Consider the following 17,265-nt stretch of genomic DNA (forward strand, 5'->3'; position numbering starts at 1 on the left):
GGTGCGGGCTCTCGTCACGCAACGGTCTTCCGATCGTCGGTCGATCCCTCGAACCACTCCACCATGCGCTCTTCGCCTCGGGAAAGCGCCCTTACCCGCAGGGATTGCCGCGCCGCCACATCGAGCAGCGCCCGCAATCCGGGCTGGGCAGCCGCCAGGTCGGCCCTGGCCTGGTCAGCCGCAATGCCCTCATAGTCGGCCTCGTCCAGAGTTGCCGACAGCATGGTCAGCCAGCGCTGCCGCAGGGACAGGAACAGGCCATCCTCGTCGCCGAACAGCCGAGACACCTCGGTCTCGGACAAGCGGGCGATCGCCAGATGGGGGTCTGTGTCGGCAGCTTCGATCAGTTGGGCCATGAAGGCCATGCGCTCGTGCAGAAGATTCCAGCCGTTTCTACTCATGGCTCAAACGTAGAAATGCGGGGGTGCGGCGCGCGTCGTGCCGAAGGTCTGTCTTGGCCTCCTACCACGGCAGGAGACCGCTACCGGCTACGGGACGATGTGCCCGCACTCGGAACTCTCTTACGATGAGACGATGTTGCGGACCGCAACCGCTTTTGTGCGCGAACGGCTGCGTCAACGGGGCGAGCTGATTCCCGTTGGTATCACGTGGTCATTCGTGATAATTACCGATGCCATAGTGGTGTTCGGCGCGGTGATTTCCATCCTGCAGCGACCCGCCGCCGACATACCTGTCACGCTTGTCGCTTTGGCGATCGCTATTTCACCGATGGCGATGTTCTTCTTCTTCAATGCGAAGTTCAGCCCCCGGCTGCTGTGGATTACCTGGTGGATAGCCACCGCGGTGATGTTGTTCGCCACGTCGACGCCGGTCCACGCCGATTTCGCGCCGGCGCTGCTGGTGTTGATGGTCGGCGTCATCGGGACGCTGACCTCCGGAGTGGGCGGGCTGCTGGCCGCGGTATCGGCGACTGCGCTGCTGCTGGCCGCGTCGATGCTGCACCGGTTGGACGCGGTGGTGCTGTATCTGGGTTTCGTCGCGAGCGGTTGGCTGATCGGCTACCTCATGCGCACCCAACGGCTGTTGCTGGCCCAGCAGATCGAGGCGCAGAAAGTACTAGCCGAACACGCCGCCGCCGACGAACGCCGCCGCATCGCGCGTGAAGTGCACGACGTCATCGCCCACTCGCTGTCGATCACTCTCTTGCACGTCACTGGGGCACGCCGGGCGCTGCAACAGGATCGCGACGTGGACGACGCGGTGGAGGCGCTCGAACAGGCCGAACAGCTCGGTCGCCAGGCGATGGCCGATATCCGCCGTACCGTCGGACTTCTGGACAGCTCACCGGTACGGGCCACGCAGCGGACTCCGGAGCCCGGACTCGACGACATCAGCACCCTCGTCAACGATTTCGAGCGGGCCGGACTGGGCGTTGAGCTGTGTATCGACGGCCTTGCCCGGGATGTATCGCCAGCCGTCGGCCTGGCGCTCTATCGCATCACCCAGGAGTCGCTGGCCAACATCGCCAAGCATGCACCCAACTCCAAATCGACTGTATCGCTGCGCATTTCCACACGTTCGGCACGACTCGCGGTCAGAGATCAACTGCCGGCGTCCGTCGCTGCCGTCGGGTCCGTGACGAGGCCATCGGAAGGCCGAGGCCTACGCGGGATGCGGCAGCGTGTCGAATTGCTCGGCGGGGCAATCGATGCCGGCCCGACCGAGGACGGGTGGGAAGTCAACGCCGAGATCCCGTTGCGCGACGGCGACACCGGATGGCGGCCGTGGTGGTGCCCGCTGCAATGACCGACGACCAACCCGGGATCGCTGTGCTACTCGTCGACGACCAGGATCTGGTGCGGTCCGGGTTGCGCCGAATCCTGCGCCGAAAGGACGGTTTCGTGATCGTCGCCGAATGCGCGGACGGCGACGAGGTGCCGGCAGCGGTCGCCGAGCACCGACCCGATGTGGTGGTGATGGACTTGCGGATGCGCCGGGTCGACGGCATCGAGGCCACCCGCAGACTGGGTGGCACGCCGCCGGTGCTGGCGCTGACAACGTTCAACGAGGACGAACTGCTTTCCGGGGCGCTGCGCGCCGGCGCTGCCGGTTTCGTCCTGAAGGACTCCTCGGCGGAGGAGTTGATCCGCGCTGTCCAAGCGGTCGCGAGGGGCGACAGCTACCTCGACCCCGCGGTCACATCGCGCGTGCTCAATACCTACCGCAAGGCCGCGTCCGGTCCGCGCGGCAACGACATCGCCGAACTGACCGCCCGCGAACTCGACGTACTCACCTTAATCGGGAAAGGCCTGTCCAACAACGAGATCGCCGGAGAACTCTACATCTCAGGCGTCACGGTCAAGAGCCACATCGGGCGGATCTTCGCAAAGCTGGGCCTGCGCGATCGGGCCGCAGCCATCGTCTACGCCTACGACAACGGACTCGTCGCGCCGCGTTGAGGAGGCGTCCTCACATCACGGCGTGGCCGGCGTCGACAGGAATGGACACCCCGGTGACGTAGCGCGCACGCGGGCTCACCAACCACAGCACGGCCTCGGTGACGTCCTGCGCCTCGACCAGTGGCACGTCGGGCAACAACGTCTGGGTGACGGCCGGGTGGGGGTTCGCCATCATCTGGTTGATGACGAAGTCATTGATGATCATCGGCGTCGCAACGCCGCTCGGGTGCAGTGAGTTCACTCGAATCTTGTGCTGCCCGTAGGCATTCGCGGCCGATCGCATCAGCCCCACCACGCCGTGCTTGGCACCGGCGTAGGCGAACATGCCGGCGCTGCCGTCGCCGCCGCGGCCGGTCAGGCCCTGCGCCGAACTGATCAGCACCACCGAACCGCCGCGCCCTTTACGGATGATCGACGGCACCGTGGCCAGCATGGTGTGCCACACACCCTTGAGATTGGTGTCCAGAATTGCGTTGAACACCGGTTCGGAGTGGATCTGCGCATCGCCGATCGCGACGACGCCGGCGTTGGCGACGACGATGTCGATATCACCGAGTTCGTCGATGCCGGCCTGCACTCCGGCTTCCAGTTGCGCGAGGTCGCGGACGTCGGCAACCACGGGCGTCACCTTGCGACCGGCCGCCTCAACGAGTCGCGCGGTTTTGTCCAGATTGGCCTTGGTGCCCAACGAGTAAGGGATTCCGTCGATGTCGGCGCAGATGTCGACGGCGATGATGTCGGCGCCCGCTTTGGCGAGTCCGACGGCATGACTGCGGCCCTGCCCCCGTGCCGCACCGGTGATAACGGCGACGGTGCCGTCAAGTTCACCCATGGCGCACAGTCAACGTGGTGCCCGTCTCTTGTTCGGCGAAAGCGACGAGTCGGGCTGCCACGTCGTAGTCACCGGCCAGTGCGGAGCGCCCGATGAAGACGGGGCTACCACTGAGGCCGAGCTTTCCGCTGACACCGATGTAGCTGCCCGGTGGCACCGGTTCGCTGATGCAGTAGAGGGTCGGGGCTGCACCCTGGTCGATGTCGTTGCCCAGCCGATTCGCCAGACCTTGAGCCGCCTTGTGCCCCAACGACATCAACTTCGAGTCGCCGATCTGCGAAAGATTCGAGGCCGCCCAGCCGGGGTGCGTCAGCTGACTGACGATCGGCGAACCGGCGGCCCGCAATCTACGGTCCAGTTCCAGCCCCCACAGCATGACCGCGAGCTTCGAGCTTGCGTAGGCGCCGAGTCGGTTCCACTTGTGTTGCCGCAGATGCATGTCGTCGAGTCGCAGTTTCGCCGACTTGTGCGCTTCGGAGCCGACGATGATGATCTGCGAACGCACCCGGTGCAGCAGCAGGTTGGTCAGTGCGAACGGGCCAAGCAGATTGGTGCCGAGCGTCGCCTCGAAGCCGTCGACGGTATCGGACCGCCGCTCGGTCAGCGTCCCGGCGTTGTTGATCAGGATGTCGACGTCACCGTCGAACAGTTCAGGAAACGCTCGCACCGAGGACAAGTCGGCCATGTCGACCTTCACAACGCTGGTCGAGCCACCCACCTGCGCTGCTCGCTGCTCGCCGAGCTCGGTATTGCGCACGGCGAGAATCACCTGGGCGCCGGCCTTCACGAGTCCGCGCAGCGTGCCCAGACCTACGCCGTTCGTTGCGCCGGTCACGATGACTCGCTTGCCAGTCAGATCTCCGAGTCGACTCGGCGTCCACGATGACGTCACGGCAACCAGATTAACGGGCCGACTGAACGCACGTTAAGTCAGTTCTGCCAAGATTGTCTGGCGGCGCAGCGGAGCGGCGGATGGACGAGGTGATGCGATATGACCGGTAGCGCGATAGCAATCACCAATCTGATCTATACCTATGCGCAACTCCTGGACGGCGGCGACCTGGACGGGGTCGCCGCACTGTTCGCCCGGGGCCGCATCTGTGGCGTGGAGAACGGTCCTCCGGAGACCGTCTTCAACGGCGCTGCCGGGGTACGGGCGATGTATGAGATGAGCACTCGCCTCTATGAGGACGGCACCCCGAAGACCCATCACAACACCACCAATGTGCAACTCGACATCGACGATGCCGCGGGAACCGCACGCAGTACGTCCTACTACTGCGTCACGCAGGCCACGCCCGATCTGCCGTTGCAGGTGATCGTGACCGGGCACTATAAGGACATTTTCCAGCGGCTCGACGGAGTCTGGTGGTTCGAGAGCCGCACTATGTTCATCGACCAGGTCGGCGACCTCAGCCACCACCTGAAGTTCTGACCGGGCGTTAGGTGGAGCCCTCGAGCGCCTTCGACCCGGCCACTGTGCTGGGCGATGCGCAGCGAAAAGAGTCCCTGAGCGATTGGGGCCCGGGCGAGTTCGAGCGCCCGTTGCGGGTGCTGCTGGCCGACTATGCGCGGGCCGACCTCAACGCGATCGGTGTCCATATCCTGCGGTCGGGCATCGTGCACAGCCTGCGGATGCGACTGCGTACCCAGGAGTGGATAAGGCGTCACCCCGAGATTCTCGACGAGCAGGTCGCGGCGCCTATCGTCGTCGTCGGGATGATGCGCAGCGGCACAACGCTTTTGCAGCGCCTGCTGGCTGCCGACCCTCGGTTCAATTGCGCTTACGGCTGGGAAGTTGTCGAGGTCGCTCCCCGACTCGACTACCAGTTCGGCTCCCCGGGTGCGGGCGATCCGCGGATCGCAATCAGCGAAGCGCGCGAAGCGAAGTCGCGTGAACTGGCGCCGGAACTGTTCGCCATTCATCCCATGTATGCGCAAGAAGCCGAGGAGGAGATCGTCTTTCTGGCCGACGCGTTCCTGTCGCATGTTCCCGAATCCGGTGCTCACTTGCCGGCCTACCGATCCTGGCTCGACGAGCAGGACTTCACTGCGGCATACGAATACCTGCACCGGATGCTGCAGTTCCTGCAATGGCAGAAGCGCCAAGTCGGGTGCGAGAAAGCACAGCGCTGGGTGCTCAAGTCACCGGCGCACCTCGGCTATCTGGATCTGCTTCAAGCGCAGTTCGGGGATGTGCACATCGTGCACATGCATCGTGACCCGCGCACCACGATCGCGTCCGGGGCCAGCCTCAACGCGACTCTGCACGCCATGCATGCCGACAACGTGGATGTGGCCCGGGTGGGTGCGCAGTGGTTGCAACGGATGGGCTGGACCAATGATCGGGCGATGGCGATCCGGGCCGGCTGGGGCGACTCGGCCCCGGTCACTGACATCGGCTTCGACGACGCGGTGGCGGATCCGATTGGGCAGGTCGCCCGCGTCTATGACGCTGTCGGGCTGCCGTTGACCGCCGAGGCGCAGGATGCAATGCGGCGCTGGCTTCTCGAGCGCCCCCGCGAGGGGGCGCGCCCGCCGTATGGACTGGAGACCTACGGACTGACGCCTGAGCAGGTTGATGAACGATTCATGTTGTACAGCAAACATTTTCGCGAATACATAGGAAGAGCAGCTGATGTTTGACAATCCGGTTTCCACCGCGTCCCAGCGCGAACAGGAGTTGGCCGCCCTCGAGCTGACCGAGCACCCGACCGTGAAGGCGGCCTACGAAGCGGTGGCGCAGACCTGGCTGGGCCGGGCCAAGGCGTCGGATGCGATGCGTGAGCTGTTCGACGACGCCTACGCCGAGGTGATGTTCTCGGCGGCGGTGTGGTCGTCGAACCAGGACAAGTTGCGGCCCAAGGTCAGTTGCATCACCCGGCTGGGCCATCCAGTGGACGGCCGCCGAATTCCCGGATCCCGTTGGGGCATCGATAATCCCGACAGCGTGTACCGGGTGATTCCCATTTCGGGCGACGAACGCTACGAGATCCGTGGCCGGGTCGGTGAACACCGCATGACCGAGAACTATTTCACCCTGTGGGACGCCAATATGGGCACCATCGACGTGCTCAACGGCCGCACCATGCAGGTCGACTCCGACGGCAGCTTCACCATCACCGTCGACGCCGACCCTGCCAACGGGCGGCCCAACCATGTGCAGACCTCCCCCGCGGCACACGAGTTCTACATCCGGGATGTGCTGCTGGACTGGGAACGCGACGATCCGAACTATTTCGAGGTCGAGCGACTCGGCGGCTCACCAGCGGCGGCGGCGCGCACCCGGGATGAGCAAGCCGAAGCGACCGCGGCCATGATGGCGTACTTCGCCAACTTCACCGGCAAGCTCAGTCACGGCATCTATAAAATGCCGGCTAACCACTTCAACCTGGCGTGGTCGGCCGACAAGGTCGGCGCCATGCGAAATCAGGTCTACGTGATGGGCCGTTTCGATCTCGCACCCGACGAGGCCTTTGTCGTCGACCTCAACGATGGTGGCGCCGAGTACTTCACGGTGCCGCTGAGCAATATCTGGGGCACCACGCTCGACATCATCGACCACACCGGAAGTCTCAATAAGGCGCAGTCGTTGGCCAATGACGACGGCAGCTACACCTATGTGATCGCGCCGCAGGATCCTGGCGTGGCGAATTGGATTGACTCCAACGGGCTCAGCGAGGGAATCCTCACCTTGCGCATGGCCGAATTCGGCGAAAACGGTCCGCGTGAAGACCTCGGGGCTCGCGGACGGGTGATCCAGTTGGACCTCCTTGATGCCGAAGTCCCGTACTTGCCTCGGGTGACCGAGCAGGCCCGAGAAACCCAACTGTCCGACCGCCGAGCGGCGTATCTGCGGCGCCTGCCGGAAGGTACGGCCTGACATGGCACGCTGGCTGATCACGGGCTGCTCCACCGGCTTCGGTCGCGAAATCGCCGGCGCCGCACTGGAAGCCGGCCACAGCGTGGTGGTGACGGCACGACGGGCGGAGGCGGTGCGGGGCTTCGTCGACGAGTTCGGCGTTCGGGCCCTGGCCGTCGCCCTCGATGTCACCGACACGACCCAGATCGCGGCCGCGGTGGCGGCGGCCGATGACGCGTTCGGCGGCATCGACGTCCTGGTCAACAACGCCGGCCACGGCTACCTGTCCGCGGTCGAAGAGGGCGAAGACGCCGAAGTCCGAAAGTTGTTCGACGTCAACTATTTCGGTGCGGTCGACATGATCAAGGCGGTGCTGCCCGCGATGCGCGCCCGGCATTCGGGCCACATCATCAACATCTCCTCGATGACCGGCCTGGTCGCCAACCCACCCAATGCGTATTACTCGTCGACCAAATTCGCGCTGGAAGCGGTCACCGAAGCGCTCGCCACCGAGGTGAAGCCGCTGGGAATCAAGGTGACCGCCATCGAACCGGGCGCCTTCCGCACCGACTGGGCTTCCCGGTCCATGAAGGAAACAGCAAGCCCGATAGCCGATTACGCCGACGTGGCTGCGCGTAAGGATCTGATCAAGCAGTTCGCCGACCACCTGCCCGGTGACCCGCGAAAGGTTGCCGAGGCGGTGCTGATGGTCACCGAACTCGACGAACCGCCACTGCGGTTACTCCTGGGCCGCGACGTGCTCAATGCGATGCGTAACAAGATCACCGCCACGTCGGCCTCGATCGAGGAGTGGAAGGCCGTCACCAAGGACGTGAATTTCCCAGGCTCGTAACGGCATTCACTCGTCGATGAACACCGCGTGGTCTTCGATGGCATCGCGCCGGGTGCGCAGGTTGTTGCCGGGAAAGTCGGGATCGGGATAGCCGATCGCCAGGCCACAGAGGACGTTCATCTCGGCGGCTATGTCGAGTTGTTCTCGGATGATTTCGGGATATCCGGCGATCGACACCTGGACGCAGGTGCCGAGCCCGCGGGCGGTCAATGCCAGTAGCAACGTCTGCAGGAACATGCCGACACCCATGCTGTCGACCAGACCCAGGTCCTGGTGCATGAACACCACAGCCCCAACCGGCGCCCGGAAGAATTCCCAGTTCCGTAGCACGGCGATGCGGCGCGCCTCACTGTCGTTGCGGGCGATGCCCATCGAGCCGTAGACCTGCCCGCCCAAGTCTCGTCGCATGTGCGCGAACGCGGCCGGTAATTCCGGGACCTTCGGCGGCTTCGAATTCGCCTTTTCCAACAGGGCCGCAACCAAGCGGTCCCGCGCGGCCCCAGAAGTGAACGCGATATGCCATGGCTGCACATTCGAGTTCGACGGCGCGCGCACGGCAAGCTCAAGTGCCTCCTCGATCAGGTGGCGCGGCACCGGGTCGGGCAGGAACATGCGGCTCGATCGCCGCTGCCGGATGGTTTCGTCGAGGTCATACATACCTAGATGCTGTCATCGAGTGCGAATTGTTCGCTTCAGTCATTTGACTGCATTTGCCGTTAGGGTAACTGCCAATCGATCGGATCGGCGCCCAACCCGGTGAGCAATTCGTTGGCGCGACTGAACGGCCGAGATCCGAAGAACCCGCGCGACGCCGACAGTGGCGACGGGTGTGGCGATTCGATAGTGGCACAGCTACCTTCGGCCAGCATCGGCTTGAGGGTCGACGCGTCGCGTCCCCACAGGATTGCGACCATCGGCTGCTCACGTGCGACCAATGCCCGAATCGCGCACTCGGTGACGGCTTCCCAGCCCTTGCCCCGGTGCGACGCCGGGTTGCTGGGCCGCACCGTCAGCACCCTGTTCAGCAGCATGACACCGCGCTGCGACCACGGCGTCAGGTCACCGCACGACGGCTTGGAATGGCCGAGGTCGGCGGTGTACTCGTCGAAAATATTGGACAGGCTGCGCGGTAGCGGTCGTACGTCGGGCGCCACCGAGAAACTCAGGCCCACCGCGTGACCCGGGGTGGGATAGGGATCCTGTCCGACGATCAGCACCCGAACATCCTTGAAGGGGAAAGTAAAGGCGCGCAACACATTCGGACCTGCGGGCAGATAGCGCCGCCCGGCGGCGATCTCCTCGCGCAGGAATTGCCCCATCTGGGACACCTGGTCGGCCACCGGCGTAAGCGCCTGCGCCCACCCCGGTTCGACGAGTTCACTCAGCGGCTTTGCCGTCATTGCAGTCCCTTCACCAGCAGCACCACGGTTTCGGCTCCGGCCTCCCGATCCTTCGAGATCTCCTGGTATTCCGGCGAATCTGCCCAGCCACGGAACGCGGCCTCGTCGGGAAACTTCATCAGCACCACCTTCTCCCGGTCTGAGTCGCCCTCCACAACTTGCGGCGACTCGTCGGCGGCCAGCAATGTTCCCGGGTGGCGGCTGAATACATCCATGAACCGCGCCTGATACCGGTCATAAGCCGCCCGGTCGGTGAATTTCAGTTGGGCGATCGCGTACACGGTCACCGCGCCACCCTAACTTGGCGGATCGGCTGCATTGAGTCTGCGTCTATGGCGCGAAAAGACGAGTGGATGTCGCCAGGAGCGCAGACTCAACCTGCGAAAGACTCCCAACCCGCGTATCCGGACCACTCCGTGCCGTCGACGAGCACTAGAGGCGGTCCTTCGACGACCCGGCCGATCACCCGCCAACCGGACGGCACCGCATCAGGGAAACTTGCGACGAGGGCGTGATCTTCGCCGCCGCCGAGTACCCACGCCCACGGGTCGGTCCGGACGGCGTCGGCGGCGTCGGTCAAAGCTTCGTGATCGGCCGCAAGCGTCGCGGTGGACAAGTCGAGTGTCACCCTGGATGCCTTCGCAACGTGGCGTAGATCGGCGACAAGCCCGTCGGAGACGTCGATCATCGCTCCGGCACCCGCGGCGGCGGCCAGCGCGCCCTGACCATAGGGCGGCTGTGGCACCAGATGTCGTTGACGCAGATCGTCGAATTTCTGAATCCCGTTGCGCCACAGCTCATATCCAGCAGCAGAGCGACCCAGATCGCCGGCGACGGCTAGCACCGACCCGACTTTGGCGCCAGACCGCAACACCGGGGCCCGGCCGTCGAGTTCACCGAGCACAGTCACCGACACCACCCACTGCGGGCAGCTGACCAGGTCCCCGCCGGCGATGCCGGCTCCGATTCGCTCCGCTTCGTCCCACATGCCGTCGAGCAGTGCAGCAGCATCGCTGACCGGAGTCGATTTGGGCGCTCCGAATCCAACAAAAAATGCGGTCGGGCGCGCACCCATCGCTTCGATATCGGCCGCATTCTGCGCGATCGCCTTCCGGCCGACGTCGTGCGGCGTGGACCAGTCCAGCCGAAAGTGCCTATCCTGCACCAACATATCGGTCGACACCACGGTGCGACCGTCGCCGGTAGACACCAGTGCCCCGTCGTCACCGGGCCCGAGTTCGACCGCGGCGGGCTGCCGGCGATCCCGAACCAACCGCTCGATGACGCCGAACTCACCGGACTGCTGCAGGGTGGGCGACTCCCTCGACGCCTCGTCGCGCACGCCACCTCCAAGGACGCAGGCGGGTTGTCCGGCCTGCGATAGGTTGGGTCACTGCCCGCACCAGCGGACCGCGCCAGTGTATGAGATAGGAGGTGGCAGGTGTCCGACTCGGACGGCCCGCCACGTGCGGTGCTCATCGGCGCGTTGGCGCTGGCGGTGGCGGCAATTGGCGCGATTCTTGTCTTCGCGGCTACCCGTCAGTCATCGCGGCAACCGGTTGTCGTCCCCGCTTTGCCCGCCCCGCAAGCCGCCAATCCCGCTTGCCAGGCGCTGATCGCGGCACTGCCGCAGCGGCTTGGGGACTTTGAGCGCGCCGCGGTCGCCGAGCCGGTGCCGGAAGGCGCGAGTGCCTGGCAGTCGGCGGCCGGCGAAGAGGTCGTCGTGCGCTGCGGGCTCAAGCGGCCCGAAGATTTCGTAGTCGGGTCGCCGATCCAGGGCGTCGACCGGGTGCTGTGGTTCCAGGCGGCCGCGCAATCGGACGCTGACGCGGGTCGGTCCACTTGGTACACGGTGGACCGTCCGGTGTACGTGGCGCTGACGCTGCCCGCCGGGTCGGGACCCGAAGCGATTCAAGACCTTTCCGCCGTCATCGACCACACGATTGCAGCGGTGGCAATCGATCCCGCGCCGGTTCGCTAAGGCCTGACCCGGTACTGAAGCCGGCCAGAGCTGGGCATCACGTGCCGTCGGGGCCGTCCTGGCCGTGGACGCCCGGCGTGCCCGGCGTGCCGCCGCCGGTGCCGCCGCTGCCTCCGGGGCCTCCGGCTGCGCCGGCGCCGCCGTCGCCGGCCGTACCGGGATCCCCGGGCGTACCGTCGGGGTTCCCGCCGGGCCCGCCGTCGCCATGGTTCCCACCCGCACCACCGTTTCCGCCATTGCCACCGTTGCCCCCGTCGTGGTTGAAAGAGTCGGTAACGTCAGCTCCGTGGCCGCCGATGCCGCCGCCACCGCCGGTGCTGCCGTTACCGCCGTTGCCGCCGCTGCCGCCCGAGCCAGAGGTGTCGCTCGCGCTGCCGCCGGTACCGCCGTCGCCACCGGCGGCGCCGGCACCGCCCTTACCGCCAGCCCCGCCGTTAGCGCCGCCGATCGAGCTGCCGGTGGCGTCGCCGCCCTTGCCGCCTTGACCACCAGCCCCGGCGTTGCCCCCGGTCGCGCCATTTCCGCCGGAGCCAGAGATGGTTTCGCCGCCATCACCGCCACTGCCACCGGCGGCGCCGGCACCGCCAACGGCGCCGTTGCCGCCCGCACCGAAGGGCGCGTCCCCCTTTGCGCCGGAACCGCCAGCACCGCCGTCACCGCCGTCACCGGCGGCTCCACCGTTGCCGCCGGAGCCGGTGGTGGCACTACCGCCGACACCGCCACTGCCACCAACGGCGCCGGCACCGCCCTTACCGCCGCTACCACCGTTACCACCGGTTTGGTCGCCGGAGTAAGTGCCGACACCGCCATTGCCGCCGACACCGCCGTCACCGCCGTCACCGGCAGCCCCGCCGACACCGCCGTTGCCCGACCCGAATGCCGCACCGCCGGCACCGCCGGTTCCGCCAGTGCCCGCGACGCCACCGACACCGCCGTTACCCCCAACGCCGCCGTTACCGGCCTGGGCATCACCACCGTCACCACCATTGGCAGCGTTGCCACCGAACCCGCCGCGGCCGGCGGCGCCGCCGTCACCGCCGTTGCCTGACCCGTTGGCCGCGCCGCCGACACCGCCCGCGCCGCCGACGCCGCCCTGTCCGGCGTTGCCGGCGCCCCCGCCGAATCCACCATTGCCTCCGCCGGCGGCCCCGCCGGTGGCGCCATGACCGCTGTTGCCGCCGTCACCGGCGACTCCACCGGACCCGCCGAGCCCACCGTCGCCCGATCCCAGGGCCGTGCCGCCGGACCCGCCGACGCCGCCGAGGCCGCCATCGCCGGCGCTGCCTCCGGCACCGCCTGTTCCGCCGATGCCGGTGAGGGAAAGACCGCCGGCTTGGCCACCGAAGCCGCCATCGCCGCCGGACCCGCCTACGCCGGCGGCCCCGCCGGACCCGCCGGCCCCGCCGTTGCCTGAACCCAGGGCCACACCGCCAACGCCCCCAGCGCCGCCGGCCCCGCCGGCGCCGCCGACCCCGCCGGCCCCGCCGTCCTGGCCAGAGAGAGTGCTGAACTGGCCATGCGATTCGCCGTTGCCGCCCCGGCCGCCATTACCGCCGTTACCGGCGGCCCCACCGGCCCCGCCGGCGCCTCCGTCACCCGAGATGGAGCCACCCAAGCCGCCAGCACCGCCGTTGCCGCCGGCGCCGCCCGAGGTGCCGGCGCCGCCGGCGGTACCGCCCCCGTCGACGCCTTGCCCGCCGGTCGCGCCCTTGCCACCGCTGCCGCCGCTGCCGCCGTTGCCGCCGTTGCCGACCGACCCGCCGTTACCGCCAGCGCCACCATCGCCGCCGATCTTGCCGGCAGCACCGCCGCCGCCGGCGCCGCCGTCGCCGCCATCACCCGAGATCGAACCGCCCGAGCCGCCGACCCCGCCGTTGCCGCCGTTGCCACCGGGCGAGTAACCGCCGTAGCCACCGTCGCCGCCGTTGCCGACCGGCCCGCCGTTACCGCCGGCCCCGCCAGCGCCACCACCGTTGCCGCCCAGCCCGCCATATCCGCCGTTACCACCGTTACCGGAGGGAGCCCCTAGCGCCGCGCTCTCACCACCGTCACCGCCGGCACCGCCGGCCCCACCGACGACCGACGCACCGACCGCCCCGGGGGCTCCGCCGCCCGAACCACCGGCACCACCGGCCCCGGCCACTCCGCCCGCACCACCGGCGGCACCATTACCGCCATCGCCGGCTGCCCCGGCAGCCGAGTCACCGCCGCGGCCAGCACTGCCGCCATAGCCGGCTTGACCGGCGTTGCCGCCGGCCCCACCGGTACCGCCTGTAGTGCTACCTCCCTCGGCCCCGCCGCCGCCGCCAGCGCCTCCGTCACCGCCAGCGCCCCCGACGCCGCCGTCCCCGCCGAGTCCGCCGACACCGGACCCGTTCGCTGCGCCGCCGGCGCCGCCGACCCCGCCGTAGCCGGCGTTACCGGCGCTACCACCGCCACCGCCGGCCCCGCCCGAAGCGCCGACAGCGAATTCACCGGCGGCCCCACCGTCCCCGCCCTCCGCGCCGGACCCGCCTCGGCCGCCGGCCCCGCCGACTCCGCCGGCACCGCCGTTACCCGATCCCAGCGCGGCACCGCCGGCACCGCCGGCACCGCCGTTACCGGCGTCCTTGCCGGCACCGCCCGCCCCACCGGGCCCGCCAGAATCAGTAAAAGGGAAGCCCGGCGTGTCGCCGGGGCCGCCGAAGCCACCGCCGCCGCCGTATCCGCCGGCGCCGCCGGCCCCACCTTTACCGCCGTCACCGGAGATCGAACCGCCATTGCCGCCGGCCCCGCCCTTGCCGCCGACGCCGCCCGGACCCGCGCCGTTGACGCCGTTGCCCCCGTGGCCGCCGTTGCCGCCGCTGGTGGCTATGTCGCCAGCTTTGCCGGTCGCGCCGTCGCTGCCGCCGGTGCCGCCTTGACCGATGGCGCCGCCTTTGCCGCCGGCACCGACAGTGCCGTCGTTGCCGCCGTCGCCACCACGGCCGCCGTCGGGGTTGCTGATTCCGCCGCCCCCGCCGCGACCGCCGTCCCCGGATTTGCCGGTTTGGCCGCCAGTGCCGCCGGTGCCGCCGGTGCCGTTGACCCCTGCGCTGCCCGAACCACCCTTGGCGACGCCCCCGGCGTTGCCGCCGGCGCCACCCTGGCCGCCGGTACCACCGTCACCACCGGCACCACCGTTCTGCCCTGCTTCGCCGGCAGTTTGCGCGTCCGCACCGTTGACACCGGCCCCGCCGGTCCCGCCGCCACCGCCGGTACCACCGAGCCCACCGGTACCGCCGTCACCACGCACCGACCCGCCGAGGCCGCCGGCACCGCCGGCACCACCAGCACCGCCAGTCTCACCGCTGCCGCCCGGGTCACCCGCGTTGACCCCGTCAGCACCGGCCGCACCCGTCGCGCCATTGCCGCCGGCGCCGCCGGTGCCGCCCTTGCCCAGGTTGCCGCCGTCACCGCCGACACCACCAGCCCCGCCCGTGCCGGGCAGATCACCCGGCGCCGCAGCGGTCGCATTGCCGCCCTTACCTCCGACACCCCCGTTACCGGACGTCCCGGCCGGAAGCTGACCCTTGGCACCCGTGGCACCGCTGGTCCCGTCGCCGCTATCGCCACCGGCACCACCGAACCCGACCGCACCCGCATTGCCGCCATCACCACCGGCGCCGCCCGCACCGCCAATCGCCGCATCAATCCCGGCGCCGCCGGCGCCGCCATCGCCACCGGTCCCCGCCGTGCCACCCACTCCGCCGGTACCGCCCTTACCGTGGGAACCGTCGCTGAACCCGGCAGCCTGATGCCCGCCACCGACACCGCCGGCACCACCCACACCGCCCAGACCACCATTGCCGCCGCGGCCGCCCTCAAAACCGTCTCCGCCGGCCGTGATCGCGTCCGCCCCGTCGGTGCCGGCCCCACCGGTCCCGCCGCCACCGCCGGTCCCACCGAGCCCACCGGTACCGCCGTCACCACGGATCGACCCGCCCAGGCCGCCGGCACCACCGACACCACCGGCCCCGCCCGTTCCGCCATTGCCACCCGTTTCATCGGGGTTGACCCCGTCCACACCCGCCGCGCCGATCGCGCCGGCACCGCCGGCACCGCCGGTGCCGCCATCACCGAGGTTGCCGCCAGCCCCACCGACCCCACCATCGCCACCCGAACCCGCCAGGTGGCCCGGTCCCGGACCCGGACTGGTCGCATCACCACCGGCACCACCGGTACCACCGTGACCCGACGTCCCCGTCGGAAGCTGACCCGCCGCCCCCTTGGCCCCGAAATTCCCGCCGCCGCTGTCACCGCCGGCACCGCCCTGACCGACCGCGCCCGAGTTGCCACCCACACCGCCGGCCCCACCATTACCGCCGGTGGTCGCTTGACCGCCGGCCCCGCCGGTCCCGCCGTCACCGCCCACCCCGGCCGTGCCGCCAGCACCGCCGTCACCGCCGACCCCGTGGAAACCGTCGCCGTATCCCGCGGCCTGATGGGCGCCGCCGACACCGCCGGCACCCCCGACACCACCGGCACCGCCACCGCCACCAGTGCCGCCGGCACCACCGACCCCGCCGTCACCGCCGGTCGAGGGACCCGTCAAATCCATACCCGGGAAATCAGTGGACGCCCCCAACCCGCCGGCCCCACCGGCGCCACCCTGGGCACCCGCAGCGCCGGCACCGCCGACACCACCCAGACCCCCGACACCTCCGGCGCCGCCATCACCACGCACCGACCCACCTAGACCGCCGGCGCCGCCCACACCACCCGCGCCACCGGCCTGACCAGCCACCCCCGCACCACCATCGCCGCCGGCACCACCGGTCGCCCCGGTGGCCTGCCCCAGCACGTACGAGCCACCAGCCCCGCCGACACCACCCTTCCCGCCCGGCGCGCCCACACCCCCGTCGCCGCCATCGCCGCCAGCCTTGCCCACACCGGCCTCGCTGACGTCGGTGCTCACATAGGCGCCGCCCTTGCCACCATTACCGCCAGCCTGCCCAGCCACCACGCCATCACTGCCCGCGGTGCCCGCCGTCGCCGTGCTCGCCGGCGGAGCATTATCGCCATCAACGCCGTTACCCGCCGGGGCCACCGGGTTCGGATTCACTCCCGCCGCACCGGCCCCACCGTTGCCGCCCGCACCCCCGACACCACCATTGCCGAAGTTGCCGCCCGCACCGCCAGCACCACCATTGCCGCCGTCACCATCACCGATACCGGTGGCGCTGAACCCGGCCCCACCCGCACCGCCATTGCCCAACACACCCGTCGGGGCAGAACCTTCGGCGCCGTCGCTGCCCTTACTGGCGCCGGTACCACCGGTGCCGCCCTGACCACCGACACCGGAATTCCCGCCCGCGCCACCGGCCCCGCCATCACGCACCGTGCTACTTCCGGCCGCACCCGCACCGCCATCACCCGGGATAGCGCCGTTCCCGCCGTCACCGGCGTTGCCACCAGCACCCGAAGCTGCCGCAGTGCCATCCGCAGCCTTACCGCCCAGCCCGCCGCCGCCACCATTACCACCGGCACCGCCGTCACCACCCGAGCCGCCCGCCGTGCCCGCCGCCCCCGCCGCCGTCGCGTTAGCTCCAGTGATCCCGGCGCCGCCATCACCACCATCAGCACCCTGCCCACCGGCACCGCCAACTCCACCCGCACCCACCAGCGACCCGCCAGCACCACCGGCACCACCGACACCACCGGAGCCACCCACCTGACCATCACCGCCGGACTCACTGCCCACCGAACCCTGTGCGCCGTTCTGGCCGACCGCACCATCACCGCCAGCACCCCCGGCCCCACCATTGCCGTGATCACCGCCGGCACCGCCTACGCCACCGGCGCCGCCGTTACCGCTACCGATACCGGTGGCGCTGAACCCGGCCCCACCCGCACCGCCATTGCCCAACACACCCGTCGGGGCAGAACCTTCGGCGCC

The 17,265-nt window shown here is 69.0% G+C and carries 15 protein-coding genes; 7 read left to right on the forward strand and 8 right to left on the reverse strand.

Annotated features, from left to right (window positions below):
- Nucleotides 1-14: 14 nt before the first annotated feature.
- The gene (locus tag ACZY1I_RS20305) at nt 15-401 is read right to left on the reverse strand and encodes a hypothetical protein (protein ID WP_463756258.1); all 387 of its coding nucleotides are present in this window, start codon (nt 399-401) and stop codon (nt 15-17) included.
- A 133-nt stretch (nt 402-534) separates the two neighbouring features.
- Between ACZY1I_RS20305 and ACZY1I_RS20310 the strand changes: the two genes are divergently transcribed.
- Nucleotides 535-1,767 (forward strand): sensor histidine kinase, encoded by a 1,233-nt coding sequence (locus ACZY1I_RS20310; protein WP_463756259.1) that lies wholly within the window; start codon nt 535-537, stop codon nt 1,765-1,767.
- Nucleotides 1,764-2,420, forward strand: coding sequence for a response regulator (locus tag ACZY1I_RS20315; RefSeq protein WP_463756260.1), 657 nt, complete (start codon nt 1,764-1,766; stop codon nt 2,418-2,420). Before ACZY1I_RS20310 ends, ACZY1I_RS20315 begins: the two co-directional genes overlap by 4 nt.
- Before the next feature lie 10 nt (nt 2,421-2,430).
- On the opposite strand, the gene ACZY1I_RS20320 is transcribed toward ACZY1I_RS20315, so the two are convergent.
- Both ACZY1I_RS20320 and ACZY1I_RS20325 read right to left on the reverse strand, forming a co-directional pair.
- Nucleotides 2,431-3,252 (reverse strand): mycofactocin-coupled SDR family oxidoreductase, encoded by an 822-nt coding sequence (locus tag ACZY1I_RS20320; RefSeq protein ID WP_463756261.1) that lies wholly within the window; start codon nt 3,250-3,252, stop codon nt 2,431-2,433.
- Complete coding sequence (locus ACZY1I_RS20325; RefSeq protein WP_463756262.1) at nt 3,245-4,144, reverse strand: SDR family NAD(P)-dependent oxidoreductase; 900 nt, start codon at nt 4,142-4,144, stop codon at nt 3,245-3,247. Before ACZY1I_RS20325 ends, ACZY1I_RS20320 begins: the two co-directional genes overlap by 8 nt.
- A 99-nt stretch (nt 4,145-4,243) precedes the next feature.
- Between ACZY1I_RS20325 and ACZY1I_RS20330 the strand changes: the two genes are divergently transcribed.
- Genes ACZY1I_RS20330 through ACZY1I_RS20345 form a run of 4 tightly spaced genes read left to right on the forward strand, consistent with a single transcriptional unit; the run spans nt 4,244 to nt 7,967 of the window.
- The gene (locus ACZY1I_RS20330; protein WP_463756263.1) at nt 4,244-4,687 is read left to right on the forward strand and encodes a nuclear transport factor 2 family protein; all 444 of its coding nucleotides are present in this window, start codon (nt 4,244-4,246) and stop codon (nt 4,685-4,687) included.
- 11 nt (nt 4,688-4,698) lie between these two features.
- Entirely contained in the window at nt 4,699-5,898 is a 1,200-nt protein-coding gene (locus ACZY1I_RS20335; RefSeq protein WP_463756264.1) for a sulfotransferase family protein, read from the forward strand.
- Nucleotides 5,891-7,135 (forward strand): hypothetical protein, encoded by a 1,245-nt coding sequence (locus ACZY1I_RS20340; RefSeq protein ID WP_463756266.1) that lies wholly within the window; start codon nt 5,891-5,893, stop codon nt 7,133-7,135. Before ACZY1I_RS20335 ends, ACZY1I_RS20340 begins: the two co-directional genes overlap by 8 nt.
- A 1-nt stretch (nt 7,136) precedes the next feature.
- Complete coding sequence (locus tag ACZY1I_RS20345; RefSeq protein WP_463756267.1) at nt 7,137-7,967, forward strand: oxidoreductase; 831 nt, start codon at nt 7,137-7,139, stop codon at nt 7,965-7,967.
- A 6-nt stretch (nt 7,968-7,973) separates the two neighbouring features.
- Here ACZY1I_RS20345 and ACZY1I_RS20350 read toward each other — a convergent pair whose 3' ends face one another.
- From ACZY1I_RS20350 to ACZY1I_RS20365, 4 genes are all read right to left on the reverse strand, one after another.
- Entirely contained in the window at nt 7,974-8,624 is a 651-nt protein-coding gene (locus ACZY1I_RS20350) for a nitroreductase (RefSeq protein WP_463756268.1), read from the reverse strand.
- 59 nt (nt 8,625-8,683) lie between these two features.
- Complete coding sequence (locus ACZY1I_RS20355) at nt 8,684-9,367, reverse strand: uracil-DNA glycosylase (protein ID WP_463756269.1); 684 nt, start codon at nt 9,365-9,367, stop codon at nt 8,684-8,686.
- A complete protein-coding gene (locus tag ACZY1I_RS20360; RefSeq protein ID WP_463756270.1) occupies nt 9,364-9,654 on the reverse strand; it encodes a DUF1330 domain-containing protein in 291 nt (96 codons plus the stop codon). Before ACZY1I_RS20360 ends, ACZY1I_RS20355 begins: the two co-directional genes overlap by 4 nt.
- An 86-nt stretch (nt 9,655-9,740) precedes the next feature.
- Complete coding sequence (locus ACZY1I_RS20365) at nt 9,741-10,709, reverse strand: thiamine-phosphate kinase (protein WP_463756271.1); 969 nt, start codon at nt 10,707-10,709, stop codon at nt 9,741-9,743.
- A 99-nt stretch (nt 10,710-10,808) separates the two neighbouring features.
- Between ACZY1I_RS20365 and ACZY1I_RS20370 the strand changes: the two genes are divergently transcribed.
- On the forward strand, nt 10,809-11,348 hold the full coding sequence (locus ACZY1I_RS20370) for a DUF3515 domain-containing protein (RefSeq protein WP_463756272.1): 540 nt from the start codon (nt 10,809-10,811) through the stop codon (nt 11,346-11,348).
- Nucleotides 11,349-11,385: 37 nt separating this feature from the next.
- On the opposite strand, the gene ACZY1I_RS20375 is transcribed toward ACZY1I_RS20370, so the two are convergent.
- Nucleotides 11,386-17,265 (reverse strand): PE family protein (locus tag ACZY1I_RS20375; RefSeq protein ID WP_463756273.1); only part of this gene is annotated, 5,880 nt, incomplete at its 5' end.

Source organism: Mycobacterium sp. IDUB_37, from assembly GCF_055419245.1.